We start from the raw sequence: 15,288 nt of genomic DNA, 5'->3' as shown, positions 1-15,288 counted from the left end.
CGTTCAAGCCGGCGGACATTCTGCCGTTGACCGGATGTCGTGCCTTTTGGGGGCAGGGATGCGGGTGAAAATGCGAGAACGGGTGTCAGGCTGGATTCCGCTGGCGGTCTTCATCTTCGGCATCGCGGTGACGACGGGGATTTGGCATGTCGCGCGGCTCGCAGAGGCAGCGATCGCGCATGCGGCATTCGAGCGTCGAGTCGATGAGCTGGTGCATGACATTGAATCGCGCCTTGCAGCCAACGAGCAGGCGCTGCGCAGCGGTGTCGCGTTCATGTATGGCACCGGGTTCGTTGACCGCGAGATGTGGCACGACTTCGTGACCATTCTGCAGGTCGACCGCAACTATCAGGGGGTCGAGGGGGTCGGCTACGCGGTGGTCGTGCGGCCCGACGAGTTGGAGATCCACGAAGCTGGCGTGCGTGCCGAAGGTTTCCCGGATTATCGATTGTGGCCGGCCGGCGAGCGCGAGCTGTACTCGGCGGTGGTATTCCTCGAACCGGGGAGCCCGGCAAACCTGAAATTCCTTGGTTTCGACATGCTCAGCGAGTCGACCCGCCGGGCTGCAATGGAACGTGCACGCGACATCGGTGCCCCCGCGCTCTCGGGCAAGGTGGTGTTGCATGAGGAAACGGCTAGCAATGTATCGGTCGGAAGCCTCCTCTACTTACCGGTCTATCGCCGGGGCATGCCGGTCGACACCGTGAGCCGACGGCGCGAAGCCCTGATGGGCTACGTCTACAGCCCGCTCGGCATGCAAGCGCTGTTCGACGCAGTACGCGGGCGGGCCGCTAAAGATCTGGCCATGGAGGTTTTCGACGCAACCTACGTTAGCGAAGACGCGCGCCTGTACCGCAGCCACGCCGATCTGCCCGCGGGGCCTCTGTTCGATGAGTTGTCGAGCCTGACGATCGCTGGTCGCGACTGGACGCTCCGGGTCGCAAGCCTGCCGGCCTTCGAACGCGCACAGCTAAGTAACCGGCCGAGCTTGGTTGCACTCTGCGGGCTGCTCGTCTCGCTCCTAGGGGCGGCGTTGGTGGCGGCAATCCTGCGCACCCGTAGTCGCGCCCTTGCGCTGGCCGACGAATGGAGTGCGGCGCATCGAGAGAGCGAGGCGCGTGTCCGAACGGTGATGGATAACACCGCCGACGGCATCCTGACGCTCGACGCAGTGCGTTGTGTATTGAGCGCAAACCGTGCGGCAGAAGATCTTCTGGGGCTCGAAAGTGCGGACCTGGTCGGTCGGCCACTTGAGGAAATCTGGCCATGGGCAGGCGAGTTGCTTGACGAGGCGGAACGGACAAAGGGCATGCGTGACGGGGAGTTACGTCTGTTGCGAGATGGTGGCGAAGTGGTGCTGCGGGTCGCGATCAGCTTTGTCGAATCAGCGAGCGCCCGCATTGCAGTGCTGTTGCTCAGCGATGTCACCGCGCGCGTCGCCTCTGAGCAGGCGCTGCGTCAGCAGCGTGACCTTCTTGGCGAGCAGGTGCGCGAACAGATGGTGGCCTTGCTCAAGGCCAAGGACGACGCCGAGCGGGCCAATCAGACCAAATCGGAATTCCTCGCCAACATGTCGCATGAGTTGCGCACGCCCTTGCACGCGATCCTGTCATTTTCGAAGCTTTCGGCTGAACGCAATGAAACCGCCAGTGCGGAAAAGCGTCTCGGCTATGCCGAGCGGATCAACCAGAGCGCCCGTCGTCTGCTCGGGCTGATCAACGATTTGCTCGACCTCTCGAAACTCGAGGCGGGCAAGATGCAGATGGCGCCGGTTCCGTGCGCGCTGCCGAGCTTGTGGGAGCAGTGCCTGACCGAGCTTGAGGCGCTGATCTACGGCAAGCGCTTGAGGGTCTCGCTCACCGCGGCCGATGGCCTTGGGCCGGTGTGCGCGGACCCCGGCCGTATCGTGCAGGTGTTCCACAACCTGATGTCCAACGCGATCAAGTTCAGCCCTGAGGGCGGTGCAATCACAATCAGACTGGTACCGGAATCGCTGGTCACGGCCCGCGGTGCCGAAGTGCCGGCAGTGCGCATCGAAGTGGCGGACGAAGGGGTGGGGATACCCGAAGCGGAACTCGAGGCGGTTTTCGACAAGTTCATCCAGAGCAGCAAGACCCACAGCGGCGCAGGCGGAACCGGACTGGGCCTTGCGATCTGCCGTGAGATCGTCGAAGCCCACGGTGGCTGGATCCGGGCGCACCAGGGTGCACCGGCGGGCACGGTCATGGTCATCGTACTGCCGGTGAATGTACCGGAGCCTCAGGTCGCGAGTTCGCCGGAAATGTAGCTGGAGAGCTGGCTGATCGTGCGTTGCTGCTCTTCGATCACCGTCTTCACCGCATCGCCGATCGTGACGATGCCCACCAGTTGGCCCTTTTCAACCACGGGCAGATGGCGGATGCGATTGTTGGTCATGATCGCCATGCAATCGTCGATGGTCTGCGTCGGTGACACGGTGAGCACGTTGCAGGTCATCAACTCGCCGATCTTCGCCTCGGCGGACGTACGCCCCTTGAGCACCACCTTCCGCGCGTAGTCGCGCTCGGTGAAGATCCCGGCCAGGCGTTCGCCTTCGGTCACCAGCACTGAGCCCACGTCATGACTGGCCATCAGCTCAAGCGCCTGCAACACGCTGGATTCGGGTGCCACCGTGAGCACCTTGCCGCCCTTGCCCTGAAGCACCTGCCGAACCGTGATCGTCATTTGTGTCTTCTCCTTGGTGAATGCCCGTGGCGCGGGACATAGCAGTAATCTGGACCGGCGCGGCGCAAATCACAAGAACTTGATAAGCCTGCGGCGCAAATCCCCAGCGGGCGTCGAACACCCGCACCGGCGGGTCGAATTTCACCGCACGATCATCGTCGCCATCACCACAGCCCTAATCGGCCATCCGGTTTCGGCGTCTACGGCCAAGCCGCCGGCACACTTGAGCTGCAGCCTGAAACCAACCTGCAATGTCAGCGCCTGATGATTGCGGGCTGATCCCGACCGCCCCACGAGGCCAGCCATGTCCGCACATGTTGCCGACAAGACCGCACTGCATCTGACCAACCTGTTTGCCGACCTTGAAGCGCTGCGCGCCGGCATTGTCGAAGAAGGCGAAGCGCTGGTTGACCAGTGGGCGCCGTGGATCCGCCGCGCCGATTTCGCGCCGGCGGCGCGCAACCTCGCCTGCTACCTCGCGATGCGGCGACGCGACTTGTGCACCTTGCAGGACGAGCTGACCCGGTTCGGCCTTTCGTCTCTGGGCCGCAGCGAATCACGCACGGCCGAGTCGCTCGCGGCGATTTCGGCGCTGGTGGCACGCGCAGCCGGCGTGCCCGCCGCCCAGCAACCCTCGGTGCCTTCGCGTGCTGACTTCGTTGCCGGCAACCAGCGGCTCGAAGAAGAATGCCTGCGGGTGTTCGGCGTGCCCAGCGCGCAGCGGCGTACCCGGATCATGGTCACGCTGCCCGAATCGGCCGCCGATAACCTGGATTTCATGACCGAGCTGCTGCGGCGCAATGTCGAGGCGGTTCGCATCAACTGCGCCCACAACGACGAGAAGACCTGGGGCGCGATGATCAAGTGCCTGCGCCGCGCCGAACAGGACTCAGGAATGCACGCACGCACCCGCGTGCTGATGGATCTGGGCGGCCCCAAGCTGCGCACCACCCGCTTTGACACAAGCGGCGAAAAGCACCGCTTCATCGCGGGTGAGAGCTTCTGGCTCGCGCGCGCGCCTTCGGATGTGCCGGCGGGCGAACGGGCCATCGGCTGCAGCCTGCCCGAAGTGATTGGTCAGCTTGCCCACGGCGACCCGGTGTGGATCGACGATGGCGAAATGGGGGGCCGCGTCAGCGAGCGCCGCCATGGCGCGGTGCGGGTGCAGATCACCCACGCACCCTCTGACGGCAAACGCCTCAAAGCCGACAAGGGGCTCAACTTCCCGGCTTCGGAACTGGCCGTGCCGGCCCTGACCGACGCCGATCTGGCCGCGCTGCCCTTCGTTGCCAAACACGCCGACCTGATCGGCTACTCCTTCGTGCAGGGGGCGGAAGACGTGCAGCGCCTGCAGGCAGCGCTCGAATCGGCCGGGCGGCGCGGCACCCATGCCCCCGCGCTGATGATGAAGATCGAAACCCGCCGTGCGGTGCGCAACCTGCCCGAAATCATCGTGGCCGCGGCGGGGCGCAACCCGACCGCGGTAATGATCGCGCGCGGCGATCTGGCAATCGAACTGGGCTACCAGCGGCTGGCAGAGATGCAGGAAGAAATCCTCTGGCTCTGCGAAGCGGCATCGGTACCGGTGGTGTGGGCGACCCAGGTGCTCGAATCACTGGCCAAGCAGGGCCAGCCCTCGCGCAGCGAAATCACCGATGCGGCAATGGGCGTGCGCGCCGAATGCGTGATGCTCAACAAGGGCCCCTACATCCTTGAGGCCGTCGATATGCTGGCCGACGTGCTGCACCGCATGGAAGCCCACCAACGCAAGAAGACCTCGCGCCTGCGTGCGCTGCAATCCTGGCAGGCACTGTTCTGAAGCTCAGCCCACGGCGGCAAGCTGGGCGCTGACCTCGTCGGCCGTCAGCGGCTGGGAAAATAGGTAGCCCTGGAAGCTGTCGCAGGCCAGAGCAGTCAGCGCGATGCGGGTGCCGTGATCCTGCACCCCCTCGGCCACCACCGCCAGGCCCAGCCCGCGCGCAAGGCTGACGATGGATGCCACCACCGTCGCCGCGCGGGTACTGCGCACCATCTCTTCGACCAGGCTGCGGTCGAGCTTTAGGATGTCGAGCGGCATCCGCGCGAGCATCGCCAGGTTCGAATAGCCCATGCCGAAATCGTCGAGCGAAATGCGGATACCGACATCCTTGAGCCGCCCCAGCACACGGGCGACGCCTTCCGGATCTTCGATCAGCAGCGATTCGGTGACCTCAACCTCGAGCGCGTCCGGCGGCAAGCCGCTGGCCTGCAGTGCATGCTCGATGGCGGGCAGCAGCTCCACATCGCGAATCTGCCGCGCCGACACGTTTACCGCGATGCGCAGCTCGTGGTGGCCAATTGCGCGCCAGCCCGCCAGATGCATGCAAGCATGTTCGAGCACCCAGCGCCCGATCGGGATGATCTCGCCGGTATCCTCTGCAATCGGAATGAAGCGCGAGGGCGGCACCCAGCCCAACTTCGGGTGGCGCCAGCGCAGCAAGGCTTCGAGCGCCACCACCAGACCGCCGCGCGCCGATACCCGCGGCTCGAATCGCAATTCGAACTCACCGCGCTCGGTGGCGTGGCGCAAAGACTTTTCCAGCGCCAGCCGCTCGTGCGCCGCTTCGGCCAGTGACACATCAAACAGCGCATGGCCACCCCGGCCCGACTGCTTGACCGCATACATCGCCATGTCGGCGCAGGCGATCAGCGCTTCGGGTTCGTTGCCGTCTTCCGGGTGCAGGCTCGCGCCAATGCTGCAGTCCAGGTAGAACTGCTCGCCGCTGGCGGTGAAGGGTTGCTCGAAGCAGCGCCGCACGCGGGCCACCACGCCGGCCAGTTCGCGATCGGATGCCGCGCGCCCCTCGGCAAGCGGAGCGGCGAGCGGCAGCACCGCGACGAATTCGTCACCGCCGTATCGCGACAAGAGGCCTTCGCCGCCGCAGGCCTCGGCCAACCGCTGGGCAACCGCGCACAAGACGCTATCGCCCGCGCTGTGGCCGAGTGAATCGTTGATCTGCTTGAAGCGGTCCACGTCGATGAAAACCACCGCCACATGCTGCCGCCCCGCGGCGGCTTCGAGCATTTCGCCCAGATAGGCGATCAGCGCGCGACGGTTGGGGCAACGGGTCAGCGGATCACGCTCGGCGAGAAAGCGCACCTGGCGCTCGATCTCTTCGCGGCGGGTGATTTCCCGCTGCAGACGCGCCACGGTGTCAGACAGCTCGCGCGTGCGTTCATCGACGCGCGCCTCAAGTTCGGCGTTGTCAGCCCGCGAATCCTCCAGCGAACGCACCGCCTGCATGTACATCAGGTTGTACGAGCTAGCGCGTTCGAGCTCGGCCAGGCGCTTGGCCAGCAACTCCCGGTGCGTGGCCAGCGCCGCCGACGCATCGCCAATGCGCTCGTAGTACTTGTGCAACTGATCGAGGCAGGCGATATGGCAATCGGCCAGCGCATGCGTCTGCGAAAGCGCCAGCGCGGCATCCATGCAGCGGTCGAAACGCTCGCGATCACCGATTTCGCCGGCGATCGTCGCCAGGTGATAGTTGCTCCAGGCTTCGATCAACGGATCGCCCATTGCTTCGCCAAGCTCGCGCGCATCTTCGATCGCAATGCGCGCCGCATCCAGCGTGCCCGACACCTGATGGATCACGCCCAACTGGCCCAGCGCAAGGGCCGCCAGCCGGCCCGGGCCGCAACGGCGTCCGATATCAAGGGCTTCGGTAAGCGCCTCGCGCGCCTCGTCATGGCGCCCCAGGGCGATCAGCGGCGTGGCGCGGTTATACAAGGCATAGCCCAGCTCGATCTGATTGCCGGGGCAACGCAAGCGCAACATCCGTTCCGCACGTGCAGCCAGCTGCATCCCTTCCTGCTGACGGCCGGAGCGGACGTACGTGACCGCCTCGGTCACCAGTGCGCGCGAGGCGCCAACCGGCAGATCCAGCGCGTCGAAGAGATCACGCGCGGTTTCGACATGCCGCAAAGCCTGGTCGAGCAAGCCCCCGGCTCCGCACAAGGCGCCAAGGTGGTGATGCGCCCACGCTTCGCCGGCACGGTCGCCATCTGATTCATACCAGGCCAGCGCGGCCTGGAGGTGGCCCGTCGCGTCCTGGGTGCGGCCCAGCACCCGCAGGATCTCGCCCAGATGCAGCCGGATCAGCGCGGCCGTCGCGGCATCGGAGCGCGCCAGCGCCTCGGCCAGCAGCTCTTCGGCATAGCGCGCGGCGCGCTGGGGCGCAGTCTCGCGCAGGCGTTCGAGCTGCGCGACCTCTTGTTCCAATGCGGCCGAGCTGACCTCGATGCCCGATAACGAAGCTGCAACACCCACAATGCTCTCCTCTTTCCAAGGCCCGAGTCTGCCACGACTCGGCCGCCCCGTCAGAGCGAGGCCCGGGCAGACGGCATGGGCCGCGCCCGATTCAAAGCAATCGCTATCAATCCGGCGCCGTATTCGTCCTGCACAGGCAGCAACTGCCTTTGCTTGACCACACCCGGATCAGCCCGGCAAGCCGCGAAGGCTTCTGCGGTCTGGGTTCCGGCCAAGAAAAGCGGTCTTTGCGAAAAATTCTGAAAGTGCGCAATCCCCGCAAAGATCGCAGGCGGCGACACTGGTCTAATTCGTCTCACGGCGTTACGGACTCCCCCCCGAAGTCCCCCCCGAAGTTGCTTCCCCCAGCGACCTCTCCTCACCGTAACGCCTAGTCTCCCCCCCGCCCGTCGGTCGAGTCCCCCCTCACCGACGGGCTTCAGTTTTTCCGCCCCCCGAATCCGAATGCCCGCAGCGATTCCCGCCGTGGCAAGTCCCCGTCGCATCAACGACACCTCCGCTCGCAGCGCTGCTCTAGAATCCGCCACCATTCGAGAATTCCGGCTGTGCGATCGCGATGCCCATCGGCGCGCATACGCAGCCACGCCGCGATGCGGCACCCTGACCGAGGACACCCCATGCGCACCGATACGCCACAAGCGATCCATCTCAAGGACTACACCCCGCCCGCCTTTCTGATCGACACGGTGGATCTGGACATCGCGATCGGCGACGGGCAAACCGTCGTCACCGCCGCGCTCAAGTGCCAACGCAACCCGGCGGCGGCCGATCTGAATTGCTCGCTGGTGCTGAGCGGTGAAGAGGTGAAGCTCGAATCGATCCGCGTCGATGGCCGCCTGCTGGGCGCCGGCGAGTACGTGCTCTCGGGCGATCGCCTGCTGGTGCATGCCGAACTGCCAGAGAGCTTTACGCTCAACACGGTCAGCACGATCGATCCGGACAGCAACACGCAACTGTCGGGCCTCTACCGCTCGAAGGACGGCTACTTCACCCAGTGCGAGGCCGAAGGCTTCCGCCGCATCACCTGGTTCCTCGACCGGCCGGACGTGATGGCGAAGTACACCGTGACGATCCACGCCGACAAGGCGAAGTTCCCAGTGCTGCTGGGCAACGGCAACCCGGTCGCCGCGGGCGACGAAGAGGGCGGCCGCCACTGGGCGAAGTGGGAAGACCCCTTCCGCAAACCGAGCTACCTGTTTGCGATGGTCGCCGCCAAGCTCGACATGCTGGAAGACTGGTACACCACCACCTCGGGCCGCAAGGTGCGCTGCGCGGTGTATGTGGAACCGGGCAAGCTCGACCAGTGCGGCCACGCGATGGAAGCGCTGAAGAAATCGATGAAGTGGGACGAGGATGTGTTCGGCCTCGAAATGGATCTCGATCACTACATGATCGTCGCGGTCGGCGACTTCAACATGGGCGCGATGGAGAACAAGGGCCTCAACATCTTCAACACGAAGTACGTGCTGGCCCGGCCCGACACCGCCACCGACATCGACTTCCAGAACATCGACCGCGTCGTCGCGCATGAGTACTTCCACAACTGGACCGGCAACCGCGTCACCTGCCGCGACTGGTTCCAGCTCTCGCTCAAGGAAGGCCTCACCGTGTTCCGCGACCAGCAGTTCGGCATGGACATGCATTCGGCCGGCGTGACCCGCATCCAGGAAGTGCGCACGCTGCGCACCGCCCAGTTCCCCGAAGACGCGGGCCCGATGGCCCACCCGATCCGGCCGGCGAGCTACGCCGAGATCAACAACTTCTACAGCGCGACGGTGTACGAAAAAGGTGCGGAGGTGATCCGCATGATCCACACCTTGATCGGCAAGGATGCCTTCCGCAAGGGCATGGATCTTTACTTTGAGCGCCACGATGGCCAGGCCGTGACTTGCGAGGACTTCGTCGCGGCGATGCAGGATGCGTCCGGCCTTGACCTGAGCCAGTTCAAGCGCTGGTACAACCAGGCCGGCACGCCGAAGCTGATCGTTCGCAGCAGCCACGACGCGGCCGCCAAGCGCTTCACGCTTGAAGTCGAACAGCAGTACCCGGCCACCGCCTACGAAAAGCGCATCGAGGCCAGCGGCAAGCCCGTCGCGCGTGGCGCCTATCACCTGCCGCTGGTGCTTGGCCTGCTCGATGCGCAGGGCAAGGAACTGCCTTTGCGCTTGTCGGGCGAAGCCGCCGCCTGCGGCACGCAGCGCGTACTGTCGGTGACGCAGGATCGCCAGCAGTTCGTCTTTGAAGACATCGCCGATGCGCCGGTGCCATCGCTGCTGCGTGGCTACTCGGCGCCCGTCATCCTTGACTATCCTTACACCGCGGCCGAACTGACGCACCTGATGGCGCACGACAGCGACGCCTTCAACCGCTGGGAAGCCGGCCAACGCCTCGCCGGCGAAGTGCTCACCGCCGGCATCGCGGCCTACCAGGCGGGCACCGGCGATGATCTGGCCTGGATCCCCACCAGCTACGCAGACGCGATCCGCACGCTGCTCTCATCGGCCTTCGCTCCGGGCGGCGATCCCGCGCTGGTGGCCGAAGCGCTCGCGCTGCCTTCCGAAGTGGTGCTGATCGAAGCCACCGAAGGCACCGTCGACCCGGACGCGATCGCCGCCGCACGCCTTGCGCTGCGCCGCCATCTGGCCGATGCACTCAAGGGCCCGTTGGCCGCCGCGTATCACGAACTGAAGATCGACGCGCCCTACTCGCCCGACGCCAAGCAAGCCGGTGCGCGCGCGCTGCGCAACGCCTGCCTCGCCTACCTTGCCGAAATCGACGACGAGGCTTCGCGCGCGCTGGTGATGGCGCAGTTCGATAGCGCCAACAACATGACCGATTCGATGGCGGCGCTGTCGGCGATCGTTCAGTTCGAAGTCGCCGAACGCGACATCGCCCTCGAACGCTTCCTCGCCAAGTGGAAAGACGAAGCCCTGGTGGTGGACAAGTGGTTGCAGGTGCAGTCCACCTCGCGCGCCGCCGACACCGGCAAGCGGGTGCGCAATCTGCTCACGCACAGTGCCTTCGACATCAAGAATCCGAACAAGGTGTATGCGCTGATCCGCGCCTTCTGCGCCGCAAACCCCAAGCACTTCCACGCCGCCGACGGTTCGGGCTATGCCTTCGCGGCCGATGCGGTGCTGCAGCTCGATGGGATGAACCCGCAGGTGGCATCGCGCATCGCACGCAGCTTCGACCGCTGGCGCAAGTTCGACACCCACCGGCAATCGCTGGCGCGGACGCAGTTGGCCCGCATCCAGAGCCATAACGGGCTCTCCCGCGACGTGGCCGAGGTCGTTGGCAAAGCGCTCGAAGCCTGAGGTTCACCCAGCATAAAAAAGGCCCGCGAAATGCGGGCCTTTTTTGCGCCGTTTGCCGTCGGGAGGCAAGCCGAGCAAGCTGCTACTTCACGGCCTTCGGAAACCAGGCCTTGAGCACCGCCGGCAAGCGTACCGACCACGCGCCCTCGTCATGCACACCGCCCGCGATCAGCTTGCACTCAGGGCTGTAGCCACCTGCCAGGCAGTGCACATCTACGCGTGACTGCTGACAAGCAGCTCAGAAGTGGTGTAGGAGAGCTTCTCCTGATCCCCGATGCCCACGTACTCCGTGGTCGGGGCAGCTAGCTGACCCACTGGTTCGGCGACTGATGAAGCTTGCCGCGCCTACATGGAGCGACACGCGCAGTCGCAGAAACAGGCGGAAGCACCCGATCCACTTGTGCAAGACCTGATGCCCGAGATGCTCGGTGCGCGCCCCCCTGGTTGATGAGCGGACTGCGCGAACGGGCCGGCTTGTCGGGCGCCCCACTGCATCAGCGCTTCATCGCACAGTTTGGCGAATCACCGATGGCACAACTGAACGCGCTGCGCATGCAGCGCGCGGCCTTGCTGCTGCGTGAGGGCGAGCGCCTGGTCGGCGCGATCGCCGAGTCGGTTGTTTACGCCGATGCGCTCGACTTCTCATACGCCTTCAAGGCGAGCATCGGCACATCTCCGAGCCAGTACCGCAGCCGCCACGGCAAGCCTTTCGCCTGATTGCCGAGCGCCCATAGCGAGAAGGGCGACCCCAAGGGTCGCCCTTCGCTCAACTGCGCAGCAACTTACCAGCTCGTGGTGAGCGTGTACTTGCCATTGGTGGCGCCGGTGCCACCGCTGTAGTAGCGGACTTGCACATAGCGCGCGGATGTCGACGTGCCGGTGTTGGTGACACTCACCGTATCAGTCTTGCCCGCACCCAGCTCGCTCTTGCCAATCTGCGTACCGCTTGCGTTATACACATACAAGTCGTAGTCGGCGGTAGCCGATGCCGGCGCCAGCGTGACAGTCAGCTTCTTTCCAGCGGGCAGATCAATTCGGTACCAGTCCTGATCGCTGCTCGATGCCATTGCCCCCGCCACCGTGGCCGGCTTGCTCAGCAGCATGGATGCGGTGCGAGTATTGTTCGGCTCGACCTCCGCAATGCTGCCGGACCCGCCTCCGCCGCCGCCGCCACCTGCCGCTGCGGCGAGCGCAGCATTGGCGTCCACCAGGCCGGCGCCACACCCGCTGCAAGTGCCGGGGAAGGCGCGCACCGTGCTGGTCAGCGTGGTCTTGACCTGATCCGGTGTCAGCGACGGATTCTTGGCGATCACCAGCGCAGCCACTGCGGCGACATGGGGGGTAGCCATCGAGGTACCCTGGTAGAACGCGTAGGAATCGGCCCCCGGCGATTGGGTCCCTGCGTTCAGCGTGGACAGGATGCCGTTGGCTGCACCGCTGTTCATATCGCCACCCGGAGCGGCGAGCGTCACCACATTGCCGTAGTTCGAGTAGGACGCACGCGCGCCGTAGCGCCCCGTGGCCGCGACCGTGATTACCCCCTGGCAGTTGGCCGGGTTGGAATTGGAGGCGTTCTGGTTTTCGTTACCCGCCGCCACAACGACTACCGTGCCGCGCGACCGGGCTGAGTTGATTGCATTCTGTGTGGTGGAATCACAGGCACCGCCGCCACCGAGCGACATGTTGATCACGCGCGCCGGCGTTGCATTGGCGGGCGCCCCCGCGACGCTGCCGCCAGAGGCCCAGATGATGGCATCGGCAATGTCCGAGGTGTAGCCACCGCAGCGGCCCAGCACACGGACAGGCTGCACTTTCGCGCCGTAGGCGATACCCGCAACACCCTTGGCATTGTTCGTGACCGCGGCGATGGTGCCTGCCACATGCGTGCCGTGCCAGGAAGAGTTCGAACCCGGCCACCCGGATTCGCACTCGTTGGCGTTTGTCCAGTCACCCGGATCGCTGGCATCGCTGTCACGCCCGTCGCCATCGCTAGCGATCGCGGTGTCAGTGATGAAGTCGTAGCCCGCAACCAGATTTGCAGCCAGATCCGCATGCGGCCGATAGCCGGTGTCGATCACCGCGACCACAACGCCGCTGCCGTTGCCCTGATCCCATGCACCGGGCACACGCATGCCGCCGGTAGCCTCGAACAGGTCCCACTGCTCGCCATAGCGCGTGTCATTAGGGGTCAGCAGCGCCCGCATCATGCGATCCGGCTCTGCGTATTCGATGTTGGCGTCAGACGCCTTGAGCTCAGCAAGCAGCGCGGCGGACTCGGCCGCCGAGATCTTGCGGTCAAGCTTGAGCACCTGTGCACCAAGTGCCGTGTGACGCAGGGTCTGCATGCTCACACCCATGCGTGCGCCCACAGCCTGCATGACTTGAGCGCGCTGGGTCGTGACAGCGGCAGACTGCGCCGAAATCCCCAATGCGCTGCGGTACTTCACTATGAGGCGGTCAGTCTTCTCGCTTGCCGGAGCTGGCGTATCAAACTGACTGATGGGGCCGCCAGCGGCAGCAATCTGGGGAAAGGCTGCCGCCAGCGTGGCGGCGATCATGGTCACACGAGCGACCATGGAACGGCGAGCGATCATCTTGGACATCTCCTGTTGTGGTCCAGACCCCGTCGGGGTATCCGGCGGTGGTCACTTCGCGCAGCCCGATCACCTGAATGGGGTGCGGACTATCGCTAGGCCCGCGTCTGCGGGGATGTGAACAATGCCATCCGCATACTTCGGAATGCAAATCCACCCTGTGGGATTTCACCCCATTCCGGGTGCCCGACAGCGCGGCGAGATGGGTTCTGGCACCAGTTCGCGTTCGCCCGCGCCAGGCACTCCGCGATTCATGACAAGCGATCAGCAGCCGTCGCCGCGGGTATCGAATTGCGATACGCCGCCGGGCAGTAGATGCGACGAATCGCTCAGCACTCGCGCCGCCACGACGAGTCCGCCAGCATCGGCACGTCTTCTTCACCGCGAGTCCGTCATGAATACCCGCCGTTTGCTACTTGCTCTGATCACGGTGCTGCTCACACAACTCACAGCCTGCGCGAGCCTGTGGCATCACAACGACACGCGCTCGCAATCGGGCAGCGCGGTCGAGTACCTGTTCCCCGATGCCAAGCAAGCACCGCAGCTGAGCCCCGGTGTCACCACGCTGCGCCCGCCGGTGAAGGTGGGCATTGCCTTCGCGCCGCCCACGCAATGGGGCCAGGCGATACCCGAACAAAAGAAGATGCTGCTGCTTGAAAAGGTGAGAGCCTCTTTCACCGGCCTGCCCTACATCGGCAAGATCGAAGTCATTCCTTCCTCCTATCTGCGAGCAAAGGGCGGCTTCACCAACCTGGAACAGGTCGCACGGATGTTCGATGTCGACGTGGTGGCGCTGGTGTCCTACGACCAGGTGCAGTTTGTCGACAACGGTGTGCTGTCGATGCTGTACTGGACCATCGTCGGCGCCTACGTCATCCAAGGCGATCGCTACGATGTGCAGACGATGGTGGACGCGGCGGTGTTCGACGTCGCGAGCAAGAAGCTGCTGTTCCGCGCACCCGGCACCAGCCGCATCAAGGGCAGCTCGACCCTGGTGAACTTCAGCGAAGCATCGCGTGAGGCGCGCACCGCCGGCTTCAACGGCGCGGTGGACGACCTGATCCCGAATCTGAAGAACGAGTTGGACGGATTCCGCCAGCGGATGAAGAGCGACAGTTCGGTGAAAGTGGAGAACCGCGCAGGCTATAGCGGCGGGGGTAGCACCGGCCTGCTTGGCGCGTTGGCGCTGCTCGGCATGTTGGCGCTTGCGGGCCTGAACCGCCGCCGCTGATGGGGGCGATCAAGCTACCCACGACGAGCCTGTTGCTTGTCCTCTTCGGTGTACTGGCGTGCGCGCTACCGAAATCGGATCAGGCAGGGCTCGCGCTGCATCGCGGCGTGCTGGATGGGCAGGCGATCTGGCAGCTTTGGACCGGCCACCTTGTGCACTTCGGCGCCAGCCACGCAGCGGTCGATCTGCTGACCGTGCTGCTCGCCGGGCTCATCGTCGAGCCGGTGCTGGGGCGCGGCCGCACCTTCGCGCTGTGCCTGCTGGCCACGCCACTGATCAGCATCGCCACGCTCTGGCTTGCGCCAGCAATGGTCGAGTACCGCGGCGCATCAGCATTGGCGATGATGCTCGGCTTCGCTGCGGGCGGCGTGCTGTGGCGCGACGAGCGCCTGCGGCTACCGGTGCAACTGATCGCCGGCAGCTTTGCCGTCAAGCTGGCCTTCGATGCCGCAGGCAGCCGCAGTGACCTGAGCGGCATGCCGATCGAGGTGCTCGTTGCATGGCAGGCGCACGCCATGGGCGCACTGATCGGCCTGCTGGTTGCGCTGGCTATCGCCAATCCGGTGCGGCGGGCAACATCAAACCTCAGGGCATGATCTCGACGTAGTCGTACACCGGGCAGTCGAGGATCTCGCGCTTCAGCGCCTCAGGCAGGGCCTCGTACCACGCGGCAAGCGGGTAACGGTCGATTGCCTGGCCGAGGTAGCGCACCAGCTCGCAGACCGGGTCGGTGATGCCGGTGCGCCAATCGTCATCCTTGCGCACATAGCCCATCCACAGGTTCTTCATGCAGTTGCCGCGGCACCAGGCCTGCGCTTCGCAGCCGCCGCAGGGCATGTCGGCATGTTGCTGGAGCGGGCTGGGGACCAGCCAGTTTTCGAGCAGATCGCCCATCTGCATGTCCGGCAGATGCATCAGGTCCGGGCAGGGGAAGATGCGGCCATCGGGCATCACGTTGAGGATGTGCGACGACACGCGGCACTGCGCGCGCCCGTGGTGACGTTCTTCCACCAGGTGCGGGAACAGCTTGTTGCGCACGATGCCCATCAGCGGAATCACCGGCAGCAGCGCGTCGCTGTCGCGGAAGAAGCGCGCGACCAGATCGTCCAGCACTGCCTTGCGGCGCGTCAGCGC

10 protein-coding genes are annotated in these 15,288 nt (G+C 65.1%); 6 read left to right on the top strand and 4 right to left on the bottom strand.

Going from position 1 to position 15,288, the window contains the following annotated elements; translation table 11 throughout:
- Positions 1–70 precede the first annotated feature (70 nt).
- Positions 71–2,287 (top strand): CHASE domain-containing protein, encoded by a 2,217-nt coding sequence (locus tag OPU71_RS19445; protein ID WP_267729747.1) that lies wholly within the window; start codon positions 71–73, stop codon positions 2,285–2,287.
- Here the strand turns inward: OPU71_RS19445 and OPU71_RS19440 are convergent.
- Complete coding sequence (locus OPU71_RS19440; protein WP_267729731.1) at positions 2,260–2,703, bottom strand: CBS domain-containing protein; 444 nt, start codon at positions 2,701–2,703, stop codon at positions 2,260–2,262. The genes OPU71_RS19445 and OPU71_RS19440 overlap by 28 nt on opposite strands.
- Before the next feature lie 304 nt (positions 2,704–3,007).
- Here OPU71_RS19440 and OPU71_RS19435 point away from each other — a divergent pair, with 304 nt between their 5' ends.
- On the top strand, positions 3,008–4,522 hold the full coding sequence (locus OPU71_RS19435) for a pyruvate kinase (RefSeq protein ID WP_267729730.1): 1,515 nt from the start codon (positions 3,008–3,010) through the stop codon (positions 4,520–4,522).
- Between the two features lie 3 nt (positions 4,523–4,525).
- Here OPU71_RS19435 and OPU71_RS19430 read toward each other — a convergent pair whose 3' ends face one another.
- Positions 4,526–7,012, bottom strand: a complete 2,487-nt coding sequence (locus tag OPU71_RS19430; RefSeq protein WP_267729729.1) for an EAL domain-containing protein — start codon at positions 7,010–7,012, stop codon at positions 4,526–4,528.
- A gap of 617 nt (positions 7,013–7,629) precedes the next feature.
- Here OPU71_RS19430 and pepN point away from each other — a divergent pair.
- Complete coding sequence (gene pepN, locus OPU71_RS19425; protein WP_267729728.1) at positions 7,630–10,329, top strand: aminopeptidase N; 2,700 nt, start codon at positions 7,630–7,632, stop codon at positions 10,327–10,329.
- 447 nt (positions 10,330–10,776) lie between these two features.
- Positions 10,777–11,046 carry a helix-turn-helix transcriptional regulator gene (locus tag OPU71_RS19420; RefSeq protein WP_267729727.1) on the top strand — a complete coding sequence of 90 codons (270 nt, stop codon included), beginning with the start codon at positions 10,777–10,779 and terminating at the stop codon, positions 11,044–11,046.
- Between the two features lie 65 nt (positions 11,047–11,111).
- Here the strand turns inward: OPU71_RS19420 and OPU71_RS19415 are convergent, their stop codons facing one another.
- Positions 11,112–12,923, bottom strand: a complete 1,812-nt coding sequence (locus tag OPU71_RS19415) for a S8 family peptidase (RefSeq protein WP_267729726.1) — start codon at positions 12,921–12,923, stop codon at positions 11,112–11,114.
- Positions 12,924–13,317: 394 nt separating this feature from the next.
- Here OPU71_RS19415 and rhlP point away from each other — a divergent pair, with 394 nt between their 5' ends.
- Both rhlP and OPU71_RS19405 read left to right on the top strand, forming a co-directional pair.
- Entirely contained in the window at positions 13,318–14,154 is an 837-nt protein-coding gene (rhlP, locus tag OPU71_RS19410; protein ID WP_267729725.1) for a rhombotarget lipoprotein, read from the top strand.
- Positions 14,154–14,750, top strand: coding sequence for a rhomboid family intramembrane serine protease (locus OPU71_RS19405; protein WP_267729724.1), 597 nt, complete (start codon positions 14,154–14,156; stop codon positions 14,748–14,750). The genes rhlP and OPU71_RS19405 overlap by 1 nt, the downstream gene beginning before the upstream one ends.
- On the opposite strand, the gene OPU71_RS19400 is transcribed toward OPU71_RS19405, so the two are convergent.
- A partial coding sequence (locus OPU71_RS19400) for an SPASM domain-containing protein (protein ID WP_267729723.1) occupies positions 14,740–15,288 on the bottom strand: 549 nt, incomplete at its 5' end. The genes OPU71_RS19405 and OPU71_RS19400 overlap by 11 nt on opposite strands.

The organism is Niveibacterium sp. 24ML (genome assembly GCF_026586805.1).
Taxonomy (GTDB): domain Bacteria; phylum Pseudomonadota; class Gammaproteobacteria; order Burkholderiales; family Rhodocyclaceae; genus Niveibacterium.
Note: the sequence above shows the minus strand (reverse complement) of the source record. Positions and strands in the feature narration are given on the sequence as shown.

Bases quoted from the DNA above. Each gene is read 5' to 3' on its own strand.
- OPU71_RS19445 (WP_267729747.1), top strand. From the start codon at position 71: ATGCGAGAACGGGTGTCAGGCTGGATTCCGCTGGCGGTCTTCATCTTC.
- OPU71_RS19440 (WP_267729731.1), bottom strand. From the start codon at position 2,703: ATGACGATCACGGTTCGGCAGGTGCTTCAGGGCAAGGGCGGCAAGGTG.
- OPU71_RS19435 (WP_267729730.1), top strand. From the start codon at position 3,008: ATGTCCGCACATGTTGCCGACAAGACCGCACTGCATCTGACCAACCTG.
- pepN (WP_267729728.1), top strand. From the start codon at position 7,630: ATGCGCACCGATACGCCACAAGCGATCCATCTCAAGGACTACACCCCG.
- OPU71_RS19420 (WP_267729727.1), top strand. From the start codon at position 10,777: ATGAGCGGACTGCGCGAACGGGCCGGCTTGTCGGGCGCCCCACTGCAT.
- OPU71_RS19415 (WP_267729726.1), bottom strand. From the start codon at position 12,923: ATGATCGCTCGCCGTTCCATGGTCGCTCGTGTGACCATGATCGCCGCC.
- rhlP (WP_267729725.1), top strand. From the start codon at position 13,318: ATGAATACCCGCCGTTTGCTACTTGCTCTGATCACGGTGCTGCTCACA.
- OPU71_RS19405 (WP_267729724.1), top strand. From the start codon at position 14,154: ATGGGGGCGATCAAGCTACCCACGACGAGCCTGTTGCTTGTCCTCTTC.